At 42.3% G+C, this 24893-nt stretch carries 23 protein-coding genes and 1 tRNA gene; 14 read left to right on the top strand and 10 right to left on the bottom strand.

What is annotated here, in order from left to right; all coding sequences use genetic code 11:
• Window positions 1-25 precede the first annotated feature (25 nt).
• The 3 genes from fumC to KNP96_RS00160 all read left to right on the top strand — a co-directional run bounded on the left by fumC (window position 26) and on the right by KNP96_RS00160 (window position 3540).
• Window positions 26-1420, top strand: a complete 1395-nt coding sequence (gene fumC, locus KNP96_RS00170) for a class II fumarate hydratase (protein WP_088837288.1) — start codon at window positions 26-28, stop codon at window positions 1418-1420.
• An 83-nt stretch (window positions 1421-1503) separates the two neighbouring features.
• The gene (locus KNP96_RS00165) at window positions 1504-3024 is read left to right on the top strand and encodes a GGDEF domain-containing protein (RefSeq protein WP_088837287.1); all 1521 of its coding nucleotides are present in this window, start codon (window positions 1504-1506) and stop codon (window positions 3022-3024) included.
• A 297-nt stretch (window positions 3025-3321) separates the two neighbouring features.
• A complete protein-coding gene (locus KNP96_RS00160) occupies window positions 3322-3540 on the top strand; it encodes a hypothetical protein (RefSeq protein ID WP_088837286.1) in 219 nt (72 codons plus the stop codon).
• A 68-nt stretch (window positions 3541-3608) separates the two neighbouring features.
• On the opposite strand, the gene KNP96_RS00155 is transcribed toward KNP96_RS00160, so the two are convergent.
• Window positions 3609-4472 carry an AraC family transcriptional regulator gene (locus KNP96_RS00155; RefSeq protein ID WP_214765090.1) on the bottom strand — a complete coding sequence of 288 codons (864 nt, stop codon included), beginning with the start codon at window positions 4470-4472 and terminating at the stop codon, window positions 3609-3611.
• Between the two features lie 270 nt (window positions 4473-4742).
• Here KNP96_RS00155 and KNP96_RS00150 point away from each other — a divergent pair, with 270 nt between their 5' ends.
• Window positions 4743-5942 carry an MFS transporter gene (locus tag KNP96_RS00150; RefSeq protein WP_088837284.1) on the top strand — a complete coding sequence of 400 codons (1200 nt, stop codon included), beginning with the start codon at window positions 4743-4745 and terminating at the stop codon, window positions 5940-5942.
• Between the two features lie 21 nt (window positions 5943-5963).
• A complete protein-coding gene (locus tag KNP96_RS00145) occupies window positions 5964-8240 on the top strand; it encodes an alpha-galactosidase (protein WP_214768554.1) in 2277 nt (758 codons plus the stop codon).
• A gap of 170 nt (window positions 8241-8410) precedes the next feature.
• Here the strand turns inward: KNP96_RS00145 and KNP96_RS00140 are convergent, their stop codons facing one another.
• Genes KNP96_RS00140 through KNP96_RS00130 form a run of 3 tightly spaced genes read right to left on the bottom strand, consistent with a single transcriptional unit; the run spans window position 8411 to window position 10340 of the window.
• Window positions 8411-8887, bottom strand: coding sequence for a dihydrofolate reductase (locus tag KNP96_RS00140; protein ID WP_088837282.1), 477 nt, complete (start codon window positions 8885-8887; stop codon window positions 8411-8413).
• Window positions 8884-9678: a thymidylate synthase gene (locus KNP96_RS00135; RefSeq protein ID WP_088837281.1), complete on the bottom strand. Its 795-nt coding sequence runs from the start codon at window positions 9676-9678 to the stop codon at window positions 8884-8886. The genes KNP96_RS00140 and KNP96_RS00135 overlap by 4 nt, the downstream gene beginning before the upstream one ends.
• A 47-nt stretch (window positions 9679-9725) precedes the next feature.
• Window positions 9726-10340 carry a hypothetical protein gene (locus KNP96_RS00130; RefSeq protein ID WP_088837280.1) on the bottom strand — a complete coding sequence of 205 codons (615 nt, stop codon included), beginning with the start codon at window positions 10338-10340 and terminating at the stop codon, window positions 9726-9728.
• Between the two features lie 217 nt (window positions 10341-10557).
• Between KNP96_RS00130 and KNP96_RS00125 the strand changes: the two genes are divergently transcribed.
• Window positions 10558-12225 carry a glycoside hydrolase family 13 protein gene (locus KNP96_RS00125; RefSeq protein ID WP_214768553.1) on the top strand — a complete coding sequence of 556 codons (1668 nt, stop codon included), beginning with the start codon at window positions 10558-10560 and terminating at the stop codon, window positions 12223-12225.
• Window positions 12226-12270: 45 nt separating this feature from the next.
• On the opposite strand, the gene KNP96_RS00120 is transcribed toward KNP96_RS00125, so the two are convergent.
• The 3 genes from KNP96_RS00120 to KNP96_RS00110 form a co-directional block, all read right to left on the bottom strand.
• Window positions 12271-12627, bottom strand: coding sequence for a PilZ domain-containing protein (locus KNP96_RS00120; protein ID WP_088837278.1), 357 nt, complete (start codon window positions 12625-12627; stop codon window positions 12271-12273).
• Window positions 12628-12716: 89 nt separating this feature from the next.
• Window positions 12717-13415, bottom strand: coding sequence for a queuosine precursor transporter (locus KNP96_RS00115; protein ID WP_088837277.1), 699 nt, complete (start codon window positions 13413-13415; stop codon window positions 12717-12719).
• Between the two features lie 92 nt (window positions 13416-13507).
• On the bottom strand, window positions 13508-13990 hold the full coding sequence (locus KNP96_RS00110) for a GNAT family N-acetyltransferase (protein WP_088837276.1): 483 nt from the start codon (window positions 13988-13990) through the stop codon (window positions 13508-13510).
• Window positions 13991-14202: 212 nt separating this feature from the next.
• On the opposite strand from KNP96_RS00110, the gene KNP96_RS00105 reads away from it, so the two are divergent.
• The 3 genes from KNP96_RS00105 (at window position 14203) to KNP96_RS00095 (ending at window position 16719) form a co-directional block, all read left to right on the top strand.
• Window positions 14203-14517 (top strand): hypothetical protein, encoded by a 315-nt coding sequence (locus KNP96_RS00105; RefSeq protein ID WP_029330516.1) that lies wholly within the window; start codon window positions 14203-14205, stop codon window positions 14515-14517.
• A 143-nt stretch (window positions 14518-14660) separates the two neighbouring features.
• Window positions 14661-15833 carry an IS200/IS605 family element RNA-guided endonuclease TnpB gene (tnpB, locus tag KNP96_RS00100; protein ID WP_214768552.1) on the top strand — a complete coding sequence of 391 codons (1173 nt, stop codon included), beginning with the start codon at window positions 14661-14663 and terminating at the stop codon, window positions 15831-15833.
• Window positions 15834-15921: 88 nt separating this feature from the next.
• Window positions 15922-16719, top strand: a complete 798-nt coding sequence (locus KNP96_RS00095; RefSeq protein ID WP_353048307.1) for a class I SAM-dependent methyltransferase — start codon at window positions 15922-15924, stop codon at window positions 16717-16719.
• A gap of 69 nt (window positions 16720-16788) precedes the next feature.
• Here the strand turns inward: KNP96_RS00095 and putP are convergent, their stop codons facing one another.
• Window positions 16789-18261 carry a sodium/proline symporter PutP gene (putP, locus tag KNP96_RS00090; protein ID WP_088837273.1) on the bottom strand — a complete coding sequence of 491 codons (1473 nt, stop codon included), beginning with the start codon at window positions 18259-18261 and terminating at the stop codon, window positions 16789-16791.
• A gap of 332 nt (window positions 18262-18593) precedes the next feature.
• Window positions 18594-19763, bottom strand: a complete 1170-nt coding sequence (locus tag KNP96_RS00085) for a MalY/PatB family protein (RefSeq protein ID WP_214768551.1) — start codon at window positions 19761-19763, stop codon at window positions 18594-18596.
• A gap of 147 nt (window positions 19764-19910) precedes the next feature.
• Between KNP96_RS00085 and KNP96_RS00080 the strand changes: the two genes are divergently transcribed.
• The 4 genes from KNP96_RS00080 (at window position 19911) to KNP96_RS00065 (ending at window position 22208) form a co-directional block, all read left to right on the top strand.
• Entirely contained in the window at window positions 19911-20108 is a 198-nt protein-coding gene (locus KNP96_RS00080; protein WP_029330508.1) for a hypothetical protein, read from the top strand.
• 99 nt (window positions 20109-20207) lie between these two features.
• Window positions 20208-20278: transfer RNA gene (locus KNP96_RS00075), tRNA-Thr, on the top strand.
• Window positions 20279-20372: 94 nt separating this feature from the next.
• Complete coding sequence (locus tag KNP96_RS00070) at window positions 20373-21251, top strand: helix-turn-helix domain-containing protein (protein WP_214768549.1); 879 nt, start codon at window positions 20373-20375, stop codon at window positions 21249-21251.
• Window positions 21252-21338: 87 nt separating this feature from the next.
• Window positions 21339-22208 carry a helix-turn-helix domain-containing protein gene (locus KNP96_RS00065; protein WP_214765080.1) on the top strand — a complete coding sequence of 290 codons (870 nt, stop codon included), beginning with the start codon at window positions 21339-21341 and terminating at the stop codon, window positions 22206-22208.
• On the opposite strand, the gene KNP96_RS00060 is transcribed toward KNP96_RS00065, so the two are convergent.
• Entirely contained in the window at window positions 22205-22834 is a 630-nt protein-coding gene (locus KNP96_RS00060) for an FMN-dependent NADH-azoreductase (RefSeq protein ID WP_088837269.1), read from the bottom strand. The two genes, KNP96_RS00065 and KNP96_RS00060, sit on opposite strands and share 4 nt — an antisense overlap.
• A gap of 167 nt (window positions 22835-23001) precedes the next feature.
• Here KNP96_RS00060 and KNP96_RS00055 point away from each other — a divergent pair, with 167 nt between their 5' ends.
• Window positions 23002-24846: a putative bifunctional diguanylate cyclase/phosphodiesterase gene (locus tag KNP96_RS00055; protein WP_214768548.1), complete on the top strand. Its 1845-nt coding sequence runs from the start codon at window positions 23002-23004 to the stop codon at window positions 24844-24846.
• Window positions 24847-24893: the final 47 nt, after the last annotated feature.

Raw genomic sequence — 24893 nt, 5'->3', positions numbered from 1 at the left:
AGATGAAAAAAAGGGGGAAACAACAATGGAATATCGTTTAGAGCGAGACACGATGGGGGAAATTCGTGTTTTGGATTCAAAGGAATGGGGCGCACAAACACAACGGAGTTTAGAGAACTTTAAAATCGGTACAGAAAAGATGCCAATCGAAATTATTCGTGCCTTTGCCGTCTTAAAAAAAGGCGCAGCGTTAGCCAATCGAGACCTCGGTGTACTCGACCGGGAAAAGGCAGACGTGATTGCAGAAGTTTGTGACGAGATCATCGCGGGGCAATTCGATGAGGAGTTTCCACTGGTCGTGTGGCAGACGGGGTCCGGCACACAATCGAACATGAACGTCAACGAAGTGATTGCACGCGTTGGGACACGTAAGTTACAAGAACGTGGCAGCGACTTGACGATTCATCCGAATGATGACGTCAATAAATCACAAAGTTCAAATGATACATATCCGACGGCCATGCACATCGCAGCCAAAACGGTCGTCATTGATGACTTGTTCCCGGCGATTGAAGCCATTCATGCGACGCTTGACGAAAAAGCGAAGGCATTTTCTGACATCGTCAAGATTGGACGGACACATTTACAAGACGCGACACCGATTACACTCGGTCAGGAAATCAGCGGCTGGGTCCGAATGCTCGATTTATCGAAAAAAATGATTACGTTGACGCTTGATCCATTGACGGAACTCGCGATTGGAGGAACGGCTGTCGGGACAGGGATCAATGCGCACCCAGAGTTCGGGGACCGGGCTGCTGAAAAAATGAGTCAAGAGACAGGAAAAGCATTCGTCAGCGCTGAGAACAAATTTCATGCCTTGACGAGCCATGATCAGCTTGTCTTCGCGCATGGTGCCATTAAAGCGCTTGCAATGGACGCGATGAAAATCGCCAATGATGTCCGCTGGCTCGCGTCAGGTCCACGAGCAGGAATTGGTGAAATCACGATTCCTGAAAATGAGCCGGGTAGTTCAATCATGCCAGGGAAAGTCAATCCGACACAGAGTGAAGCATTGACGATGGTCGCGGCACAAGTGCTTGGAAATGATGCGACGATTGGATTTGCTGCGAGCCAGGGAAACTTTGAGCTGAATGTCTTCAAACCGGTCATTATGTATAATTTCATTCAGTCCGTTCGTCTGTTGACGGACGCGCTCCATTCATTCAACGACCACTGCGCAGTTGGTATCGAGCCGGAGCGAGCAGTCATCGATGAAAATGTAGAGCGCTCGCTCATGCTCGTCACAGCCTTAAATCCACACATCGGGTATGAAAATGCAGCGAAGATTGCAAAAGCTGCACATAAGAATGGAACGACGTTAAAAGAAGCGGCATTGGCGACAGGATTATTGACAGAAGAACAATATGACTCCTGGATTGTTCCAGCCGATATGATTAGTCCGAATTTAAAGGCTTAATTTGAAAGTGAGGGTGCCTCCCTCGCTTTCTCTTCACTCGAAGCAACACTGCTTCGGTTGTAGAGAAAGAGGGGGAGGATGTTTTGAGAAATAAACAAATGCAGTTGGAGAAACAAATCAATCAGACGATTCTGATGGTAGAACGTTTATTGCGGATGGAATCCGTCCCGACAGCGGAATTACTAGTGTTCGCCAGTTGGCTTGAGCGGCTCGGTCAACAAGAAAGCATGGAGTTCTTTGCGCGACAAGCGACGCGGCTTGAACAAGAACTTCCTTCAGAAGAAAAGACGATTGGTCATGAGGTGGTAAAACTTCAATTACGACCTGTCATCGACTATTTATCTGCATATGGTCGTAAAAAAATGGTCCGAAAAGAATTAATCGTCTCAATCACGAAACGGTTTCTTGATAATGTCCAGTGGAAAAAGGCGTTAGAAAACGAACGTTACATGACCCGTTTTTTTGGATCAGTCGAAGATATGCTTGAGGTCGGTTACGATTTACCGACGGATGCATTGTTGATTGACTATGAACTTGTCCGGGCTTCAAAAAAGGTACAGCTAGATAAGTTAATCAAAAAATTAGAGGCGACGTTCACCCCTTTGATTATTATCGGAGAGGAAAATCAACAGACGCGTCAATATTGTTACCAGCTCGGAGCAGATGATTACTGGGATGAAACGGTGACGCTCATCGAACGACAAATCCGGTTGAAACGGCTACTACATAAGCTGCGAATTGTCTCATCTACGATTCTTGTTGATGAACTGACCGGGGCGTTCAATCGTAAATACTTACAGAATGCTTTTCAACGGCGTGTGTCACGCCTTGCGCGTGACGGTCAATTATTTGCACTGGCAATCTTTGATCTCGATCATTTTAAGCGGATTAACGATTTACACGGACATCCGACAGGGGATCTCGTGCTATCTGAGCTTGCATCTTTAACGAAACAAGCAATTCGCCAAGAGGATGAAATGATTCGATTTGGTGGAGAGGAATTCATGTTGCTCTTTAGTACAGAGCATGTGGAAGCTGCCTGTGTAACGATGGGGAAAGTTCGGGAACGAATCGAACGGCATACATTTCCTAACGGTCTAAAGGTCACCGTTTCAATCGGTGTAACGCTTGTCTCTCAACCATCGTTCGACCTTGAAGAGATGACATCCGAAGCAGATGAAGCACTTTATCAAGCTAAACGAAAAGGACGGAACCGTGTCGTGGCGTACTCGGTCGCAACGGAAAAAGAAAAGATTGAAGGCTTGATAAAAATTGACGGAATGCCTTTGCAGAACTTGAGTCAGCTTGACGTACCGGAGCATCCAAAATATCATTTCCGTGTGTTACCATACGAGGATCCGGCAGAGGCTGTAATGCAACTTAACTTTGTTCCGTTATCGATGATTGCGGAAGCGGATTTCCGTCTGCTCGATCAATGGAAACACGAACGCGAACATACGATTGAAACGATTGTTACTGTCATGGAGGAAAGTACGCTGCTTGGAGAAGCATTACAACGGGGGGTCGTCGATTACTGTCTACTTCCCCTCGAATCGAATCAAATCGAAGAACAGATTCGGCAATGGGTGCTTCGGTTATCATGATTCTTTCGATGTGATGGTTTGCGCACTATAAGTTGATGATTACGATATTTCCCGGAAGTCTTGCATATCCTCGAATGCTTCATAGCACTTGATTGGAGAAGATATCTATTTCAGTACGGACTAAGTAAATTATAATAAATCAATGTTATCCTATTCGTTATTTTCCGATTCAATTAAGCATAGATATGATATGTTAAATTTAGCTGGTCAGGGTGAAATTTTAAGGCCGACTCAAGTCATCGACTTATCATAGCACCATCACTGTTGCGACAGGCAGACGGTTTAGGGAGGTTCATAATGACACAATTTAAAGCAGTTGCTGAAGATATGTATCAAACGCTTCTTACGAAGGAACATCAATTGATAGAATTGATTAAAGCTCAGAATAAACCGGACGATGAATTGGAACGGACTTTATTTGCGATTCGCGTTGCAAAGGATATTCTTGAAAATCGAGTTGTTTTTGGAAAAACAGTAACCATTACATATCCGCAAGGACAGTTAATCTTACGGTAAATGTATTAAAAAATAAGGAAATTCCTTTTAGAGTACGTCTAAAAGGAATTTCCTTATTTGCAGTGTGGCTAAAAAGATAATTGTGCTTTCTTTTTACGAAATTCACTTGGTGAATAACTACTTTCTTTTCGGAATACTTTATTGAAGTAATTTGAATTTGGATAACCTATTTCTTTAGCGATTTGATCAATTGTTTTAGACGTCTCTGTTAAGAGGGCAGCAGCTCGTTCGACACGAAGCCGAGTAATGTAATGGTTTGGCGTCATACCGACAGTCTTTTTGAACAAGCGCGAGAAATGGTGACGTGATAACCGAGCGACCGTCGCTAAGTCCTCAATACCCAACGAATCTGCATAATGTTCATGGGCGTAAACTAAAGAACGAGCGATAGAGGGCGGTGTGTCGGTTAGCATGTCGGTTGGATTAGCAAGAAATGTTTCGAGTGCCATCAAAAAAGTATAACCAAGAGCCGAAGCTTGAAATCCATCTGAAATCGTATCACTTGCTGCTGCATCATAAATAGTGGTTAATCGTTTAATCGGTTCAGATTCCGGATGAAAGCGGACGACAGGACCGAATCGTTTTCGTAGCTTAGTGAAGCAAAGGTTAGCAATTTCACCTTGTAATGTAATATAGATGAACGTCCAATCAGGCTCTCCCTCAATGACACCATATTCAAAATCACTTGGAACAGAAACAATGAAGCCATGTCCGGGGTCAAGTCTATAATTTTTTCCATCTATACGTAATTGACCTGTGCCGGAAAGTGTATATTGAAAAATCAGACTTCCTTTATCGCGACGCTCTAATCCATTCCACTGATAGAGAGAGGATGTTTGATGATCTTTTCCAACCGACCAGATTTGAACAATATCATTTACGAATTCCGGAAAACGAAAAGCATAAGAACCATATTCAATCTCATTTGTCATATCATTTCTCCTGATAGCATAAATTAGCTAATTAAAAAGCATAAAATGATTAAATAAAACTAAAAATATTTAAAAATAATCATTTCAAATATTTATTTCGTAAATATAGCATAAAATAACATAGAAAACGCTCTAAATTTAAAAAAAGAGCACAATAAGACGTAAAATGAAGAAGAAATAGCTTCTTGTGATAACGCTTACAAAAAAATAAACTAATTATAACGAATTCAGTACTTCATACATCATTTAAAGGAAACGGGGTCTATTGTAATGGAATGGAAACAACACTTTGACACACCTAAAAAGGTAGCTGCGCTGATCATTATGTTCTTTGTTATGTTTACGCTTGGAGCAATTAATTATTCAAAAGGAGTAATACTCCCGCGTGCCCAAGAGGATTTAGGGTTTGGTTATAACGACATTGGAATAATGATGGGAATTTACTATACGGGATTTTTCTTATCAAGTTTATTTGGAGGATACATATCAGATAAACGCGGTATCCGGTTCATGATGGCAGGTGGAACGATCATTATGATAATCGGTTTGACTGGTACAGGATTTTCAAACAATTTTGCAATATTTGCTTTGTTTTATGCGATCGTCGGGATAGGGCTTGGAACGATGACGATTGGTTCAAATGCAATTGTTCCACCCATTTTTCCACAAAAACAAGGCTTAATGTTTAACGTCATGATGGGAGTATACGGAATTGGTGCATTCATTGCTCCGCTCCTTTTGAACTATCTATTTGGCGTTGCTGTATCTTGGCGTACAATCTATATCGTACTCGGGGTTACTTTAATCCTCTTTGCATTCTATACACTGAAGGCGCCAATGCCTAAGCAAACTGTTGAAAAGGAAGCCCTTGATTTAAAACAATTTTTTGGGATGTTAAAAAATCGTCAGTTCGTTTTATTGATGTTGTTACTAACACTATACGTTGGGGCGGAAGCGGGATTTGCCAGTTGGCTTCCAGCCTATCTTGAAGGAATTCAACTGGAAGAAGCCCGTTCAAAAGGTGCGTTGTATCTTTCAATTTTCTTCGCTGTTTTTACAATAGGACGTTTACTGGGGGGAATCATCGTCGATCGATACGGTGAAAAACGAGTGATTTTCGTTTTTGCATCTCTTGCTATTTTGACATTTAGCTTCGCTAAATTCGGTCCAGATTCGATTGCCATATTATATGGTGTGTCAGGTGCATTTTTTTCAGTCATTTTCCCGACGGCAATTGCGCTCGCTACATCGCTATTTAAAAATGCGGGGTCAGCACTTGGGTTTTTATATACGGCAGCAGGTCTAGGTGCGATGTTTTCAACTTGGCTCGTTGGATATATGATGGAATTTGTCGGTGTTCGTGCTGGTTTTAACTTACCGCTGTTCTTCTTGATAGGGGTTGTACTCTGTACATTCTTCATCAAGGATCAAGTCAAAGAAGTGAAACGTAATCAGGAAGAAGCTTCTTAAAAGAGAAAGGAGGAATTTTCTATGGCGATTTATTACAATAGTTCACCTACACCACAATTTCATATTCAAGGTAAGGATTTTAGCTATATTCTTCACGTTTTACCGAATGGTCAGCTTGGTCATTTATATTATGGAAGAAAAATCAGGCATCAAAAGAATTTTTCACATCTTATGCGCCAAGTACCACGAGCAACCCTTTCATGTGTCACAGAGGGTGACCTTGCTTTTTCGTTAGAAACGACACAACAGGAATTTCCGAGTTACGGTACGACGGATTATCGCGAACCTGCATTCCAAGTCGTACATGAAACAGGGCATCGAATAAGTGAGTTAATATACGTATCACATGATCTTTTTAAAGGGAAATCGAAACTTGATGGTCTTCCTGCTACTTATGTAGAAGATGAAACAGAGGCAACAACCTTAAAAATAACGTTACGTGATGAACAATCCGGTCTTGAGACTATTTTGTCATACAGTGTTTTTGAACAGACAAATGCATTATCCCGTCAAGTTAAGTATTGTAATACGGGACAGGGACGACTTGAATTAACACGTGCACTCAGCATGTCAGTTGATTTAGACGATGCCGATTATGAACTGCTACAGCTATCAGGTGCGTGGGCGCGTGAACGACATTTAGAGCAACATCATTTACGTCCTGGGATACAGAGTATCTCAAGTACGCGAGGAACAAGTAGCAGTCAACACAATCCATTTTTGGCCTTGAAACGTCCCGGTACGACAGAGCATTCTGGTGAAGTATTCGGATTCAGCCTAATCTATAGTGGAAATTTCTTAGGGCAAATCGAAGTTGATCATTTTAATACGACCCGTGTCCAGCTTGGGATTCATCCATTTGATTTTAAATGGATACTTGATGCCACGGAACAATTCGAAACGCCGGAAGTCATTTTAGTATACTCGAATCAAGGTATCAACGAGATGAGTGAAACTTACCATCGTTTATACCGGACGCGATTAGCGAGAGGTGTTTGGCGTGATCGTGAACGACCAACCTTGATTAATAATTGGGAAGCAACTTATTTTGACTTTGATGAAGATAAAATTGTTACGATTGCACAAACTGCACAGAAACTAGGTGTTGAATTGTTTGTTCTCGATGACGGATGGTTCGGTCAAAGAGAAGATGACACAACATCTCTTGGTGATTGGTATATCAATGAAAAGAAACTTCCAAATGGAATGCCACACCTTGTCAACCGGATCAGACAGACTGGACTGTCATTTGGTTTATGGTTTGAACCGGAAATGGTGTCAAAAAAAAGCCGACTATTCCAGGAACATCCGGACTGGATTATCGAAGTACCTGGCTATCATCATTCACATGGGCGTCATCAATATGTACTTGATTTTTCCCGCGAAGAGGTTGTAGATCATCTCTTTGAACAAATGACTACTATATTAGGAAGTGCCGACATATCTTACGTCAAATGGGATATGAACCGGTATATGACTGAAATTGGTTCTGCTACGTTACCGTATGAACGACAGCAGGAAGTCGCACACCGATATATTTTAGGGGTTTATGCACTTTACGAACGATTAATCGAAGCGTTTCCAGCTATTTTATTTGAATCGTGTGCAAGCGGGGGGGCCAGATTTGATCCTGGTATGTTGTATTATGCACCACAAGCTTGGGCCAGTGATGATACGGATGCAGTCGAACGATTAAAAATTCAATATGGAACGTCAATTGTTTATCCGCTCAGTTCTATAGGAGCACATGTATCGGCTGTACCGAATCATCAAGTCCACCGTCATACGAGTCTTGCCACTCGTGCAAACGTAGCGTTCTTTGGTACATTCGGATATGAATTGGACATCACTAGACTGTCCTTCGAAGAGCAGGAAGAAATCAAGCAACAAATTCATTTTTTTAAGAAGCATCGTAAGTTATTGCACACGGGCATCTTTAAAAGATTAGTCAGTCCTTTTGACGGAGATGGCAACGAGACAGCATGGTCCGTCATCTCTGGAAATAAAGAAGAGGCCCTTATTGCTCACTATCAGGTATTAGCGCGTCCTAATCCACGTTTGAAACGGTTAAAGTTGAGCGGGCTTGATCCAGAGAAAAATTACAGGGTGAATGGAAACGTATATTCTGGTGATGAGCTTATGTACATCGGTCTGAGCTTACCAGAACCTTACACGGGAGCTGACTTGCAGCAAAAAAGCAAGCAAGGAGACTTTAGTTCAATTCTGTATCACTTGGTTGCTGTGCGAATCGAACAAAACTATCTGGAAAAGACGAGTTTTACAAAAGTGGTAAATTAATAAATAAAGTAAAGGAAGACTCTCAGTCGACATCGAAGGATTAATCAAAAATCTCTTGAACGAGGGACCTTTGATTTCGTGCTTCCCTTCCAATTTCATATGTGGAAGCGTTCTTAAACGATACAAAAAGATGACCCCTGCTATGTAGTAAAAGGGGTCATCTTTTAATGTTATTGTTCAAAGCATTTTATCGAGAATGCAAATGTATTTTCTTTGTTAGCCGGATAAAATGCTTCTTCTAATAAAGTGAAGTGCGAAGGGATGGAGGGATAAAAAACATCCCCGTCGATCTCGGCTTCAATTTCGGTCACGTAGAGACGTTTTGCAACTGGCAAGGTTTGGCGGAACAGTTCGCCGCCCCCGATCAAAAAGACTTCTTCTTCTGAATTAATTATGGCAGAGAGTGAATCGAGATTGTACCAAATCGTGACACCGTCTGCTTGAAACTGTTCATCTCGCGTAACGACGATATTTTGTCGCCCGGGTAACGGACGTCCGATTGATTCAAAAGTCTTTCGCCCCATGATGATCGGTTTGCCAAGTGTCACGCGTTTAAAATGAGCGAGGTCAGCTGGAAGATGCCAAGGCATCTCATTATCACGACCGATGACACGATTTTTCGTATAGGCGACGATATGTGAAATCATACGGCGACGACTCCTTTAATGTGTGGATCAGGATCATACCCTTCGATGATGATATCTTCGAAACGGAAGTCCTCTATACGAGTCACTTCGCGGGCGAAACGGAGCCGTGGGAGTGGTTTGGGCGTCCGACTCAATTGAAGATTAACTTGATCCATGTGATTGGAGTAGATATGTGCATCTCCTAACGTATGGACAAAATCCCCGACTTCGAGTTTACAGACATGTGCGACCATATGTGTCAATAAGGCGTATGAGGCGATATTAAACGGTACTCCCAAAAAGACGTCTGCCGAACGCTGGTAGAGCTGACAAGAAAGTTTGCCGTCGGCGACGTAGAATTGAAACAAGAGGTGGCACGGCGGTAATGCCATCTCGTCTACTTGTCCCGGATTCCAGGCACTGACGATGAGGCGGCGAGAATCTGGATTTGTTTTGATTTGCTCGATGACATTTGCGAGTTGATCAACTGTCGTTCCGTCTGGCTTAGGAAAGGAACGCCATTGTGCTCCGTAAACCGGACCTAGATTCCCGTCTTCGTCTGCCCACTCATTCCAAATTCGAACTCCGTTTTCTTGTAGGTAAGCAATGTTCGTGTTCCCAGAAATGAACCAAATCAATTCATGGATGATTGATTTCATATGTAATTTCTTCGTCGTGACCATCGGAAATCCGTCCTTAAGCGGGAACCGCATTTGATGACCGAAGATGCTCGTCGTCCCGGTTCCCGTCCGATCTTCTTTTTTTGTCCCGTTCGTCAGAATTTCATGGCATAGGTCGTGATATTGTTTCATTTGCAAAACTCCCCCTCTAACTCTCTGTTCCCTTATTGTATCTGAAATCAGGAAGATGAGCTAGAGACATGACGGCGAAAGAGATAGCTGAATAGTCCGAATAGCGGGAGGAAATCGCGCCACATCAACTTTTTTTCATCGCGTGAGCGAATGCGGTATAACATAAAAATTTGTAAAATATAAAACATCACGAGGTCGACGGCCATCGTTCGGACGAACTGATTCGTCATGAAGTAAAGCAAGAAAATCGACCAATCGGAACGGGCTAACGCAATCCAGATGATGCACGCTGAAAGGACAGCTAACAGAGGAACGGCAATCAATATCCAAGTGCGCCGACGAAACGGAAGAAATGTCTGTCGCGGAATGGCGAGTGCGAGGTAAGGCATCAAAACGAACGATCCGAGGACGAAGGCGCCGATACTTGCTAACATCGGTGAAGGTTTTAAAAATCGTTTTTCGTCTAAGAACATCATAAAGAATGCAAGCGGATAAATGCCTAGCAGTGTAAACAGGCTCAGGGCTGACGTGTCAAATTGACTTTGATCAAACCGAAGAAAAGAAAATAAAAAACCGTCCGGAAAAACACGATTGTTTCCGAAGGATAAAATAAAGACGATGGCAACAATCCAAATTAAAAATAAAAAATAGCGACGATACACGATGAAACGCCTCCCTTCTCAAATTATTTTCCTCAATCAGTATACTTTAAACATCAAAAGTCTATGGAAACGGATGTAAAGGTACTGTTTAAAATATTGGAATTCACTTGTTTTAAGTCAAAATGACATGGTACGATGGCGATGAAGTCGTTGGAAGCGCTTAACCGAAATGTGCAAGCGTTTGCCTAAAGCAATCATGGAGGAGTGATGACAAAGTATGGAACAAAAATGGTGGCATGATAGTGTTGTCTATCAAATTTATCCGCGTAGCTTTAATGATTCGAATGGGGATGGAATCGGGGACCTCGTCGGAATCATTGAAAAACTGGATTACTTAAAATTACTCGGGATTGACGTCATCTGGTTGAGCCCGGTCTATGATTCGCCGAATGATGACAATGGATATGATATTCGGGATTATGAAGCGATCATGAATGAGTTCGGGACGATGAATGATTTTGATCAATTGCTTGATCAAGCGCACGCACGGGGAATTAAAATCGTCATGGATTTAGTCGTCAATCATTCTTCAGATGAGCACGCTTGGTTCGCAGAATCACGAAAAAGTAAAGACAATCCGTATCGGGACTATTATATTTGGCGGGCAGCGAATGACGATGGTACATTGCCGAACAATTGGGGCTCAATCTTCTCCGGCCCAGCGTGGGAGTTAGATGAAGCGACGAATGAATATTACTTACACCTCTTCTCGAAGAAACAACCGGATCTGAACTGGGAAAATGAACAATTGCGTCATGAAATTTATGCGATGATTACGCGCTGGTTAGACCGTGGAATCGATGGGTTCCGAATGGATGTCATCAACTTGATTTCGAAAACTCCAGGCCTGCCGGATGCGGATGTTGCACCGGGGGCATTATATGGCGACGGGGGACAACACTACATCAATGGTCCGCGGATTCATGAATACTTAAAAGAGATGAACGATGCGTCGTTCGGGAACTATGATGTCCTGACCGTCGGGGAAATGCCAGGGGCGACGACGGAAGATGCGATTTTATATACGGATCCAGCGCGTGACGAGGTCAACATGGTCTTTACGTTTGAACACATGGATTTAGATTCAGGTCCAGGTGGAAAGTGGGACGTCTTACCGTTCGACTTACAAAAATTAAAGGACAATTTCACGAAATGGCAAGTCGCGTTACACGACAAAGGCTGGAACTCACTCTATTGGAACAATCATGATCAACCGCGTGTCGTCAGTCGCTTCGGAAATGATACGACGTACCGGGTCGAGTCGGCGAAGATGCTCGCGACGTTGTTACACTTGTTAAAAGGAACACCGTACATCTATCAAGGAGAAGAAATCGGGATGACCAATGTCGCCTTCGAGACAATTGAAGAGTATGAAGACATCGAGATTCGGAACATGTGGAAGGAACGGATGGCCCAAGGAGCAAATCCTGAAGCATTACTGCAGGCAGTCCATCGAAAAGGACGCGATAATGCACGGACACCAATCCAGTGGAATGCAGAGCAGCATGGAGGCTTTACGACAGGAACACCGTGGTTGAAAGTCAATCCAAATTATCGTGAAATTAATATCGAACGGGCGTTAGAAGATCCGAATTCGATTTTTTATTACTATAAGAAGCTGATTCAATTGCGTCATGAACACGATTTGGTCGTCTACGGGAAGTATGCGTTGCTCGAAACGGCTAATGATATCTATGCGTATTCGCGGACTTATGAAGGAGAAACGTGGTACGTGTACTGTTCGTTTGCAGAAGAGGAGACAACAGTCGAGGTCGAACACGATACCACGGATATCATAATTGGAAACTATGCCACTGCCCCGACGAATACAGATCAAGAAGTCGTTTTGCGTCCATATGAAGCGGTTGTCTATCGAACGGAATAAAAAAACAGCCCTTTTCTCATTGAGAAAGGGGCTGTTTCATCACACTTAACGTTCATTTTTAGCGATATGTTTGACGGCTTGAACAATCGATTCACGGTCTTGTTTAGTCGTGTGTAGATGTAGTCCGTATAACCGCTCCGTTCCAATCCACTTTTCGTGTAACAGTTGCCCTTCAATTTTTAAAGGTTCCGTGTTGGCAAGCAACGAAAACTCGACGATGATTGTTGTCGTTTTCTGTAAAGGTAACTTGAGTGGGGTCGTGATGGCGATACCACTTGGAGAAATATTATGGATGTGCATCAATCCAGCTGGTGTGCGGCGTCCGTCTTTAACGAGGTAAAACTCACCTGTGATCGGTTCTTTAAAGGTATAGCGAAAAGGTTCATTCCGTTTGATTTTCAATCATCCCACCTCCCACTTCCCATTATCCGTTAATTCAATGAAATCTTCCATCCTCGATTTGATGAATGAAGTCATTGGATTTTTTGATGTCAGGCTGCGAGATCCGTCGAATCAGCAGGCGGGTTCATCCGTTTCGCGATATACATAAATGGTGTCGCGAGCCATGCGATGACGAACTTCGCAACATACGTCGTCAAAAAGATTTGCCACCAAATATCAAACGGGAGACTGTGAAAAGCAATCGCGCAAAACGTTAACGTATCGAGCAATTGGCTGATGACTGTTGAACCAGTTGTTCGGAGCCATAAATTTTTTTCACCCGTCTTTTGACGAATCTTCGAATACATGAAGACATCAAATAGTTGTGAGACCAAATAAGCAGAAAGACTACCGAGTGCAATCCAAGGTAATAAACCGAATAATAAGTTCATCGATGAAGACATGTCCTTCGCGAAAGCATCATTTAGAGGTGAGTAAAGGAGACTGTATTGCATGAGGATGGTCGTAGCAATCAAAGAGAAGAATCCTAAGAAAACACCTTGACGCGCAACTTTTTTTCCGTATTTTTCATTCAAGATGTCCGTGGCAAGATAACAACTTCCATACACGACATTTCCTAATGTGAAAATGTACGAGTAGATATCGACTTGTTGTGTTACTTGGATATTGGCGATGATTGTCGCGATCGCAATCCAGACCATCAATCCCGTTCTACCAAAAAAACGATAACTAAGTAATAACAATCCCATCGTTAAGATAATCGAGGGGAACCATAACCATTCATTCATAAATAATGTGCTCCTTTCTAGGTCATACAGAGCAAAATTTTACGCGTAATTTTAAAATATGTCAAAAAAAAGACGCTCGAGAGCGTCGGTGGTCAATCGGGACGTTGAAGCGAATAACGTTTTCGACGGCCTTTGACGAAGTACCCGTCTGATTCCTGAAAGTCATTGGAAAGGAAAATTTTCCGTGCAATCTGTTCATGAGGTGATGTCGGTAAGACGCGAGCACGTACTTCGTATACTTCAAGGACGTTCGATGTATGCAAAGCGGACTGAACAGCCTTTGTTCCATAACCTTTCCCGCTGTATGAATCAAAAATCATCAAATCGAGCTGGAAGTAATGACCCATTTTTAATAACAAGACACGACCGACGACTTGGTCTTCGACGATAATGTCAAAATAGAAATCCTCTGGGTAACTGTGTTCGAGTGAATCAAAGGCACGAGTGGTCCCGAGTTCCTGATCGTAGCCTCGAATCTCTTGTTTCGTCAGTCCGTAGGCCGGCTCGCCATATTTTACGAAATGTTCGAATTCCACTTGGTCTACATGTCGTAGTGTTCGACGTTTTAAATCCATGACGTTATCCTCCTCTGATAGCAATTACCTGTGCATGTTCATTATAGCGAGTAAAAGAACGAAAAAGCAAAAGATAGCCGATGGGAAGGGAGGAGGGGCATCTTTAAAAAAGTATTCGGAAGCACCTGTAAACGGAATGTCGTTGTATCATTTGACGTCGAATATGGTAAAGTAATGATGTAGACATATATGTATTGGAAGGAGATGGAAAAATGTTCACTGAACGAGATGGTATTAAATTACGCCTCGAGCAAATCGAACGATTGTATGCTGATTTGAATCGTGAGGCAAAACAATTGACAGAACGCTTACGTCAGTTGGATGAGCAAGGTGATGATGTACGACATGATGTTGCGTTAAATAAAGAAGATCGGGATCATTTGAAATCAAGTATCGATGAGACGTTGCAGGCATTATTGCAACGGACGACAGTCGACGCAAAAGTCGAGCAAGAAAAACAGGAAGATTTGATTTCTAAAAAAGCACTCATCGAAGATATCGAAGGGTTATTGAAGAAAAAAAAATAAGCTGGCCTGGGCTAGCTTATTTTTTTTCTAAATTAGGCGAGAATACGCCCACTTCTAAACGATCAGGGTGAAGATCGAGTGAAGGTGGGAGATGAATCGCCACCCTCTCTTTCAGGTATATCCGTTGTAGGGAGGTGAACGTCATGTTGACTCACAAGGCCTACACATTCAGAATCTACCCGACAAAAGAGCAGAAAATCCTGATTGCGAAGACGATCGGTTGTTCGCGCTTCGTCTTCAACCACTTCTTAGCGAAGTCGGATGAGACGTATAAAGCGACAGGGAAGGAACTGTCCTACGGTTCTTGTTCGAAAGAACTCCCGTCGTTGAAGCATGCGTTCGACTGGCTGAAGGAAGTCGATAGCACGTCTGTGCAAACGAGCGTCAAACATCTTGCTGATGCCTTTGACCGCTTCTTCAAGAAACAGAACGAACGACCTCGCTTCAAGTCAAAGCGTAACCCCGTTCAATCGTACAAGACGAACATTCAAGGCAAGTCTCAACTTCCAAAAGTCTCGATCGTTGGCGCAAAAATCAAAATTCCAAAGCTGAAGTGGGTGCGCTTCGCTAACTCGAGGCAGGTCGTCGGACGCATCTTGAACGCGACCATCCGGCGGAACGCTTCAGGAAAATACTTCGTCTCCCTGCTCGTCGAGCAGGAGAGCAACGAAATGCCGAAGACGGGCTCATCCGTCGGCGTCGATGTCGGGTTGAAGCACTTCGCCATCTTGTCGGACGGCACGGTGTACAAGAGTGACCGTTACTTCCACTCGCTTGAGAAGAAGCTAGCGCGCGAGCAACGCAAGCTCTCTCGTCGTCAACGGTTGGCCTTGGAGAAGAAAGTGAAACTTTCCGAGGCGAAGAACTATCAGAAGCAGAAGCGGAAGGTCGCCCGCATCCACGAAAATATCGCGAACAAGCGAACCGATTTCCTGCACAAGGTATCGACCGAGATCGTCAAAAACCACGACGTCATCGGCATCGAGACCTTGCAGGTGAAGAACATGCAGAAGAATCGCAAGTTGAGCAAGTCCATCTCTGAGGTCAGTTGGTCGGAGTTCTTCCGCATGCTCGGATACAAGGCGGCATGGTACGGAAAGACCGTCGTGAAAGTCGGCAAGACCTTCGCCTCTAGTCAACTGTGTTCCAGTTGCGGACATCGACACAAAGACGTGAAACATCTTGGCTTACGTGAATGGACATGCCCAAGTTGCGGCATCCATCACAACCGCGATGTGAACGCAGGACTGAACCTCAAACAAGAAGCTGAACGCATTTTAGCTTCTTCAACCGTCGGGACGACGGGGTTAGCCTGATCAATTTTCGACCGTTAGGTCGGGTAACTCAGGAATCCTACACCTCTAAGCGAAGCGTAGGTGGAGGTAGTTCAAGGGAGTGAATCAAGTGAAGAAAGAACAGGTGTTGTTGACAACATGTTTAAGACCGACCGCTGCCGTCGAAACACGCTTACATCAGTTGATGCAAGAGGGCGCGCTGGATTTTCATCTTGTCGAACGGAAAAAAATGAGCATCTATATGTTGCAGCAAACCTACCAGTTACCGGTGCTCGTCGTGGACAAACAACGACTTGAGTATTATGCGTTAGAGGAAAAAACGTCATTTTTCTTTCACCCGTCCAGTGCAGTCTTTCGGATCAAGCAGTTTGACACGATAGGTTATGACCCACTGATTGCGATTGCGTGCTTAGAAGAGGGCATGACGGTCCTTGACTGTACATTAGGCCTAGGATCAGATGCAATCGTCATGAGTCATGCTGTCGGCTCGAGTGGTCAAGTCGTAGCGTTAGAGAGTAAAGCAGAAACGGCACTCATCGTTCGTGAAGGACTGATTGCTTGGCAAGAAGGCTATGAGCCGATCAATGATGCCATGCGCCGGATCGAGGTGCTGAACGAACAACACATCCGTTATTTAAAGACCTTGCCCTCGGATTCATTTGATGTCATCTATTTTGATCCAATGTTTGAAAAGACAGTGACGGAGTCGACGCATTTGAACGGCCTGCGCACCCTTGCTGACTATGAAGTATTATCGATTGAGGCAATCGAGGAAGCAAAACGAGTCGCAAAGAGACGAATCGTCTTAAAAGCCCATTTTGAGAGTGAGTTGTTTAATCAATTTGCTTTTGAGCGTATTAAACGGAAATCATCGAAACTTCATTACGGTGTGATTGAATTGACGTAATCTAGTACGACGAAAAAATCTCCACCCTCATCAGTCGACGACTGAACAGGATGGAGATTTTTTTAGTGTTTATTGTGTGACTTCTTTTAATTCTTCTTCCATATCATCAAACTTGTCTTGTACAGAGTCAACAGGTTGTTTCGTAAGAAGGCTGACGACGACTGTAAAGAGAAGACTTGTAAAGAATCCTGGAACCATCTCATAAAGCGTATCGCTAAAGTTGAGTTGGACCCATAGAATAACTGTGACGGCACCAGAGATAATTCCGGCAAGTGCCCCTTGTTTCGTCATCCGTTTCCAGTAAAGTGAAAGCAAGATGATTGGTCCGAATGCAGAACCGAAACCAGCCCATGCGTAACCGACAAGTGAAAGAATCGTCGCTGAAGGGTTCCAGGCAAGGAATGTTCCGATCACTGCGATGGCTAAAACTGCACCACGACCGATTAAAACAAGTTGTTTGTCTGACGCTTCTTTATGCAAGAACGTCTTATAGAAGTCTTCCGTCAGCGCACTTGATGTAACGAGCAGCTGAGAAGAAATTGTCGACATGATTGCTGCCAAGATGGCTGCCATCAAGAAGCCAGTGATATACGGGTGGAACAAGACATCAGCGAAACGAATAAAGACCGTTTCTGGGTCACCGAGTGCATTACCTTGTCCTTCAAAGTAGGCAATCCCGACAAGACCTGTCAACATCGCACCTAAAATTGAGAAGAACATCCAACCAATCCCGATACGACGGGCTTTTTTCAAGTCCTTAACAGAACGAATTGCCATAAAGCGGACGATGATGTGGGGTTGACCGAAGTAACCAAGTCCCCAAGCGAGGAATCCGATGATTCCGAGGACAGTCGTTCCTTTGAACGGATCAAATAGTGTAGGATCTAAGTTGTCCGCATAGTTGAATGCGCCGTCGACACCACCAACATCCGTCAATGCGACGATTGGTACGAGAATGAGGGCGACGAACATGATACAACCCTGGACGAAGTCGGTCCAACTGACTGCGAGAAAACCGCCAAAGAGTGTATAGGCGACAACGACCGCAATCGTCAAGAGCATACCATAATGATAATCAAAGCCAAATGAACTTTCGAACAATTTACCACCCGATACAATACCGGCTGAAGTATAGAACGTAAAGAAGACGATGATGACGATCGCAGAGACCGTCCGTAAGATACGTGATGTATCTTTAAAACGATTCTCCAAGAAGTCTGGAATCGTAATTGAATCGTTTGCCATTTCCGTATAGAGACGAAAGCGTGGAGCGAGGACGATATAGTTGATGTAACAACCAATCAGTAATCCTAATGCAAGCCAAAGTGCTGAAACGCCGGTAGCATACATGGCACCAGGAAGTCCCATCAACATCCAACCACTCATGTCAGAAGCACCAGCAGATAGTGCTGTTACGCCCGGTCCTAAGTTACGACCGCCTAACATGTAGTCTTCCGTGTTTGTCGTTCGTTTATACGCGATGTAACCGATGGCAAGCATCATAAATAGATACAGGCCAATTGAAATCCATTCTTGCGACATAAAAATAAATCCTCCCATGCATGTAGTTGTCGTCGTCTGTTCGGGATAAAAAAGTTAAAAAGTGAACATCGATGACTTATTTGTTCCCAACCTTACAGGTGACAAAACTACATTGCAAGTCCTTGCAAACAGGCGGAAAATGGCTTCAAGCCTAGTCTATCAAGGGGTTGGGACACTTTTCGTCCCTGCTAAAGTTCTAATTTTCTGATTTTCGTCACTTTATTGTAATGGTTAAATCAGATGAACGTATTTCAGTATTTGTGAAATTAGTGTAAAATGTGAAAAATTAAAAAACAGACTAGCATGTGCTAATCTGTTTAGAGAAAAATCATTTACATCAAGCTGAGGTATGCGTCATGCAGCCGGTCGAGTGCTTCGTCTAGTTGGCGCCGCGGGCATCCGAAGTTTAAACGTTCGAATGTCACGCCGTTCGTTCCGAATGCTTTTCCATGGGTTAAGGCGAGGGATGCTCGTTCAACGAGCCAAGTCGCACGATCGTCTTCGGTCAATCCGAGGCGCTCAAAATCAATCCAAAGTAAAAAGGTTGCATCAGGTTTGACGACAGATAGTAACGGCATCTCCGTTTCGATTCGTCTGAGAGCATGGTCACGATTCTGCTCTAAATATAAGAGAAGTTGGTCAAGCCATTGTTCGCTCGCTTTATCCTCATAGGCAGCGATGATTGCCGTTGAGGCAAACGCGTTCGGATGAACAAAGTTTGCTTGCTGGACACGTTCGATTTCCAAACGAATGGTTTCGTTCGGAACAACTAGATAAGAAGCATAAAGTCCTGGAATGTTGAATGTTTTTGAAGGTGCACTGACGAGAATTGCCTTCTCATATGAAAATGCTGAAATCGGATGGTGTTTGTTACCGGAAAAAATCAAATCAGCATGGATTTCATCGGACAGAAGATAAACGTCATATTTCTTGGCCAACTCAACAATTGTTTCAAGTTCACTCCGATTAAACACCCGACCAGTTGGATTATGGGGACTGCATAAAATCATCATTTTCGCAGTTTTCATCTGTGCTTCAAGACTCAAGAAATCAATTTCATAACGTCCTGCAATCAAGCGGAGCGGATTTTCAATGAGCGTTCGATTGTTCGATTGAATGATTTGGTGAAACGGGGGATAAACAGGAGTTTGAATGATGACCTCATCATGCTCATCGGTCAGTGCCAAGAGACTGTGTGCTAGAGCAGGGACGACGCCACTCGAATAAAGGAGCGATGATTGTTCAATCTGTTGATCATAACGTTTCAAAAACCAGTTTTGAATGGCTTGTTTGGCTCGATCTTCGAATAGGGAATAGCCGAAATGACCGTGTGCAATCCGTTTTGTTAATGCCCCGACGATTGAATCCGCTGGTCGGATATCCATATCGGCGACCCACATCGGAATTAATTCTTCTGCTCCATATAAATCTTTTAAGCCGTCCCATTTGACCGAACCCGTCATTTTTTTATCAATGATTTCATCAAACATGTAATCTTTCATATGCCTCGGCTCCTTCGTAAAATATGATTCATGTCTTCACCTTAGCGAACGGATTGAAATTCAGCAAGTTGAAAAATTGTAGGTTTTAGAGTGTACGCTTTTGGGAAAAACCATAATCGTACACAAAAAATAGACGGGGTGAATAAGATGTTGCATTCAAAAGTATTGGTAGGACGTACGCCTGAGGAGTTAGAAGAACGAATGAATCATTTCTTCGAAGAAAACGGAGTCGGTTCAAATTCAATCATTACACTTAAGTTTTCTACATTCGTTGCATCAAAAGCAGACGAACATTACTCAGTTCTTATCGTGTTCGATAATTCGCTAACAAAAACCGTATTATAAGTAAATAACTCTTCTAAATTGGCAGACTTGGCAACGTCTGTCAGTTTTTTTATTGAAGAAATATTTCATCTAAGCTATACTGATATCAGAAATATGTACGCTTCCGTAGGTTAATGGCAGACCTCAGCAATGGTAATGCTGCAGTGCGAGTTCGATTCTCGCCGGAAGCATCGAATAAATAAGTCTTCCGTAACAAGTAAAATTAACTTGGACGGGGGACTTTTTTTACTCTATTTGCTCGTTTTATATTAAAGGAGAAAAAGAATGACTTCTGTACAACGAACAATTGGTACGCGCTTAAAGAAATTACGTCAAAAGAAAAAAATTACTCAACAAGAATTGAGCCGAAATATTTGTAGTCAAGCTGAAATTAGCAAAATAGAAAATGGGAAAAATTCACCGACGATTGAACTACTTCAAGATGTAGCGAAAAAGCTACGTGTTCCGGTCTCTTTCTTTTTTATGGAGGAAGAAGAGATAGAAGAATTTCACCGAATTGATCATCAAATAACACAATTGATGCGTGCTCAAAAACATGCAGAGATTCTTAAAATCATCCCACAGAAACTAAAAAATACGACTGCAGAAGGCACGAGAATTTTATTGAGATATTATCAATTGATTAATGAAGTGGAAATGAAAAAAATTGATTATCGTACGTGTATTTCTCAGTTATTGAAGTTGGTAAATGATAAATTAATCCTTGAAGAGTACTTTTTAATTTATGTCAGGATTCAGATGGCTGTTGCCGTCCTGTATACTAATAATAAAGAATACATGCATGCTCACAATATTTACAAAGAGACTTTGAAATTAGATTATGTGACCGATGATTATAAAAAATTAATGCTAAAAGTAAAATACAATTATATTAGAAATTTGATTAAACTGAAAAAATTTTCACTTGTGATTGCAGAGTCCACCGAGGGCATTAATGAAAGCAACAAAATGCAAGACATGAGTTATCTGGGGCACTTTTTTTATCAGCAAGGATATGCGCTTGAACAAGTGTGTGCGTCGTCAGAAAAAATTAAAGAAGCATATACGCAGGCTTACGTAGTATTTATTGCTACTGAAAATAAGGCGTATAAAGAAATACTAGATGAATACCTATTCAAGTTAATGTATTTTACGATCGATTAGCGTTCTGCTTATATTGATCGTATTCTAATTGAATTGGTCCTAAAAAAAGTTATCAGCTTACTTTCAGTATGAAGGAAGGAAAGAAGAATGAATTCATTACCACTTTCCATTGGAAACGAAATCAAACGAATTCGAAAAGAAAAAAAATTGACACAAAAACAATTGTGTGATGGGATTTGCAGTCAAGCAGAAATCAGTAAAATTGAGAATGGACGAAATTCTCCAACAATCGATTTATTACAACAAATTGCGAAGCGGCTCCGTGTACCCATATCATTATTATTTCAGGATCGATTAGAAAGTGAACAATATCGTAAATATGATATGCATTTTTCTCAATTACTTCGAGAAAAAAAGTTTGGACAATTAGAGGAGGAAATATCTAAAAAAATTGTGAATCAAACGAAAGAAATGACGTTATTAAAGTCTTATTTTGAGATTTTATTAAAATTTAAAATAGCTCATATTGATTATCGCACGGCCTCTTCATTGTTATCTCATCTGACAAAGAAAGAAGACATTTGGTATGAGTCTCCTCAAGTGTTCATTCGAATCAAAATGGCAATTTCTAATTTGTATGCTGAAAATGACCAATTTCATTTATCAGAAAAAGTATATTTAGAATTAGAATCTTTATCATATGATACGTTGGAATTAAAGAAACAGTTATTAAAAATTTATTATAACCATTCGCAACTGCTGACATTTCAAAAAAAATATGATGAAGGAATGGCGTTAACGGAGAAAGCATTAGTAGAAAGTCTCGCTTTGAATGATTCTTCCTTTATCGCTCATTTTTATTATCAACGTGGATACTATAACGAAGTATTAGGAAACATTGAATCGACGAAGCGAGACTATACGGTTGCTTACACGTTATTTCGTACTTTTCATTTAAAGACTTATGAAAAAATTGTACTTAACGGAAAAAAGGACTTTTTATTATTCACATTCTAAAAATCCATCCCAGCCTTCTCACATGCAAAGAGGGCTTTTTGAATCCGTTCTTCGGCTTGATTCGGATACTGTTGGTGCCCTTCGAGAATGATGGATTTGACATCCGTGATTCCGAAAAATTGCAGAATGTCCTGCATATACCGTACGGCATGGTCGGATTCGATTTTATCAGGCGTTGAATAGTCACCTCCACGAGAATGTAAGAGTAGTACACGTTTACCAGTCACAAGTCCGACGGATCCTTCAGCAGTGTAATGAAACGTTTGCCCGGATTGCGCGAGATAATCCATATAGTTATGCAAGGGAGCAGGAACACTTAAATTCCACATCGGAAAAGAAAAAACGATTTTTTCTGATTCTAAGAAACGATTTAAATATTCTTGTAACCGTTCCGCCTGTTCGGCTTCCTCTTGATCGAGCGTTTCCCCTCGAAATAGTTTCGCGGCAGATTTAGCGAGACGTAAATCAAAAAAAGGAAGGCGTTCTTCAAATAAGTTTAGGATGGTAATCTCATCTTCTGGATGTTCCTTGCGATAGGAAGCAAGGAATGCGTTATTCATCTGTGAACTAAGACTTTTCGATTGATGTGTACTATCATTGGCTTCGATAAACAGCAGATGGCTCATCGTTAAGCTCCTTTCTTAGCATATAATTAACACTTCTTTTAATGAATACCCGTTTCTCTTTTCATTTAGACGTTTCCAACTAAATCATTATTTTAGGAAAAATTAGGTTTTATAAGTATGATCTAAAGGAAAAAGACAATTGGATAGAACAGAAAAGAGGGATTCCTATGAAAAATCAGCAGCGACCTTCTTCCGCCAGTCTTCAGTATAATCGAGAAGCAAAAGCGAACTATCAATTGTTTGGCTCCATCATTTTAGTTCTGACGAGCTTGGGTGCGATTTTGTATGTGCTTACTAGTTTACTCAGTACATCCGGCTCGAACAGGTATGACCTTTTACGTGCTGGACTTATTTTTCTCGTAGGCATTTGTCAATTTCTGCTTGGGAAAAGTAATATGCCGGATCGTCTTAAACCCCACGTGATGTCGAGTGTTTTTTTACTAATTCCTTTCATCTATTATCCCTTCCTCGAAAGTGGTGCTCAGACCGTTTGGGCAGCTGCGATTCTTTTTTTACTGAGTTCTCTTGTCGTCATTAATCGAACGATGCTCGTCTATGCGACGGGGACGACGATCATTTCTCTCTTATACATTTGGTTTAATGCACCGAACGTCACGTCCGTTACTAATACAGCAGATTATATCGCACGAATCGGCTTAGTCATCATTGCTGCGCTGATCAGTTTATTGATTCATCGTCAGTACGTGACACGATTAGAACGTAATATCGAGTATCTTTCACGCTTACAAGAGCAAGCCTTTCTTGATCCGGTAACAAAACTCGCTAATCGGTCTTATTTCGTTCTTGAAGTCGAAAAAATTTCAAGCGAAGGAGATGCAATTTGTTTAATTGATTTAGATGACTTCAAAACGGTCAATGATGCCTTCGGTTACCGGACGGGAGATCGCACGTTGCATATGATTGGGAGTAGACTCATGAATCGTTTTCCCGATTGTTTAGTTGCCAAAGCTAGCGGAAGTGCGTTTTTACTTCATGCGAAAGGTCATGCTGGTATTGAACTGTTATGCGAGGAGGTTTTAACATGTGTCGCTGAACGCGTACAAATTGATTTCAAACAAATCAATGTCACAGCGAGCATCGGTGTTTCTTTTATTTATGACGAATCCATTGATCATGTCATCAATGATGCAGAAATTGCATTGTTCACAGCTAAATCGAACCGAAAAAACACGTATGCGATTACGGATGCAGAGACTCAAAATCAGCGTAAGCGAGCGCTTCAGCTGACACGCGATTTGTACGATGCAGAACTCGATCGAGATTTTTTCGTACTGTTTCAACCGCAAGTAGAAGCAGACAGTCACAAAATTACTGGAGCGGAAGCGCTTGTGCGTTGGAATCATCCCAAGTATGGAATGATTTCCCCTTTAGAGTTCATTCCGATTGCGGAGCGGACGCGTTTTATTGAAACGCTAGGAGGATGGGTGATGCGCCGCGCTTGCGCGCAAGGAAAGACGTGGTTGGATCAAGGACATGGAGCGATTACGATTGCGGTCAATGTCTCCCCGTGGCAATTAAGGCAACCCGATTTTACAGAAAGAGTACTGACGATTCTTGAAGAGACACATTTTCCGGCATACTTGCTTGAAATCGAAATGACAGAACATATTTTTATCGAAGGAACGAATCAGATTATCGAGACCTTAAACGAACTTCACCTTCATGGGATTCGAATTGCACTCGATGATTTCGGGACAGGTTTTTCTTCAATGCAAACACTCGTAGAATTACCGTTCGACCAGTTAAAGATTCCTAAAGAAATCGTTCAAGAAGCAATCCGTTCAGATGAGAAGCGTGCAATCGTCGAGATGATTATTCAGTTAGGAAGACGGTTAAACATGACGATTGTTGCTGAAGGGGTCGAGTTAGTCGAAGAAGCAAGGTTATTAAATCAGTTAGGGTGCCATACGTTGCAAGGTTATTTGTTCCATAAACCTCTTCAAGCTATACAAATTGAACTCTTTTTAGCTAAGAACTATAGACAAGGCTAAAGCACCGCCCGCTTGACGAGTCGACTTTCCTCGTCAAGCGGGCGGTG

Origin of the sequence: Exiguobacterium sp. s133, assembly GCF_018618595.1 — a bacterium.
Taxonomy (GTDB): Bacteria; Bacillota; Bacilli; order Exiguobacteriales; family Exiguobacteriaceae; genus Exiguobacterium_A; species Exiguobacterium_A oxidotolerans.
This window is presented reverse-complemented; position numbering and strand designations above follow the sequence as displayed.

Coding starts and splice junctions, on each gene's coding strand:
- KNP96_RS00145 (WP_214768554.1), top strand. CDS start 5,964: ATGGCGATTTATTACAATAGTTCACCTACACCACAATTTCATATTCAA.
- KNP96_RS00080 (WP_029330508.1), top strand. CDS start 19,911: ATGTTGCATTCAAAAGTATTGGTAGGACGTACGCCTGAGGAGTTAGAA.
- KNP96_RS00155 (WP_214765090.1), bottom strand. CDS start 4,472: ATGACAAATGAGATTGAATATGGTTCTTATGCTTTTCGTTTTCCGGAA.
- KNP96_RS00150 (WP_088837284.1), top strand. CDS start 4,743: ATGGAATGGAAACAACACTTTGACACACCTAAAAAGGTAGCTGCGCTG.
- KNP96_RS00065 (WP_214765080.1), top strand. CDS start 21,339: ATGAATTCATTACCACTTTCCATTGGAAACGAAATCAAACGAATTCGA.
- KNP96_RS00135 (WP_088837281.1), bottom strand. CDS start 9,678: ATGAAACAATATCACGACCTATGCCATGAAATTCTGACGAACGGGACA.
- putP (WP_088837273.1), bottom strand. CDS start 18,261: ATGTCGCAAGAATGGATTTCAATTGGCCTGTATCTATTTATGATGCTT.
- KNP96_RS00140 (WP_088837282.1), bottom strand. CDS start 8,887: ATGATTTCACATATCGTCGCCTATACGAAAAATCGTGTCATCGGTCGT.
- KNP96_RS00070 (WP_214768549.1), top strand. CDS start 20,373: ATGACTTCTGTACAACGAACAATTGGTACGCGCTTAAAGAAATTACGT.
- KNP96_RS00125 (WP_214768553.1), top strand. CDS start 10,558: ATGGAACAAAAATGGTGGCATGATAGTGTTGTCTATCAAATTTATCCG.
- KNP96_RS00060 (WP_088837269.1), bottom strand. CDS start 22,834: ATGAGCCATCTGCTGTTTATCGAAGCCAATGATAGTACACATCAATCG.
- tnpB (WP_214768552.1), top strand. CDS start 14,661: ATGTTGACTCACAAGGCCTACACATTCAGAATCTACCCGACAAAAGAG.
- KNP96_RS00055 (WP_214768548.1), top strand. CDS start 23,002: ATGAAAAATCAGCAGCGACCTTCTTCCGCCAGTCTTCAGTATAATCGA.
- KNP96_RS00160 (WP_088837286.1), top strand. CDS start 3,322: ATGACACAATTTAAAGCAGTTGCTGAAGATATGTATCAAACGCTTCTT.
- KNP96_RS00115 (WP_088837277.1), bottom strand. CDS start 13,415: ATGAATGAATGGTTATGGTTCCCCTCGATTATCTTAACGATGGGATTG.
- KNP96_RS00110 (WP_088837276.1), bottom strand. CDS start 13,990: ATGGATTTAAAACGTCGAACACTACGACATGTAGACCAAGTGGAATTC.
- KNP96_RS00105 (WP_029330516.1), top strand. CDS start 14,203: ATGTTCACTGAACGAGATGGTATTAAATTACGCCTCGAGCAAATCGAA.
- KNP96_RS00085 (WP_214768551.1), bottom strand. CDS start 19,763: ATGAAAGATTACATGTTTGATGAAATCATTGATAAAAAAATGACGGGT.
- fumC (WP_088837288.1), top strand. CDS start 26: ATGGAATATCGTTTAGAGCGAGACACGATGGGGGAAATTCGTGTTTTG.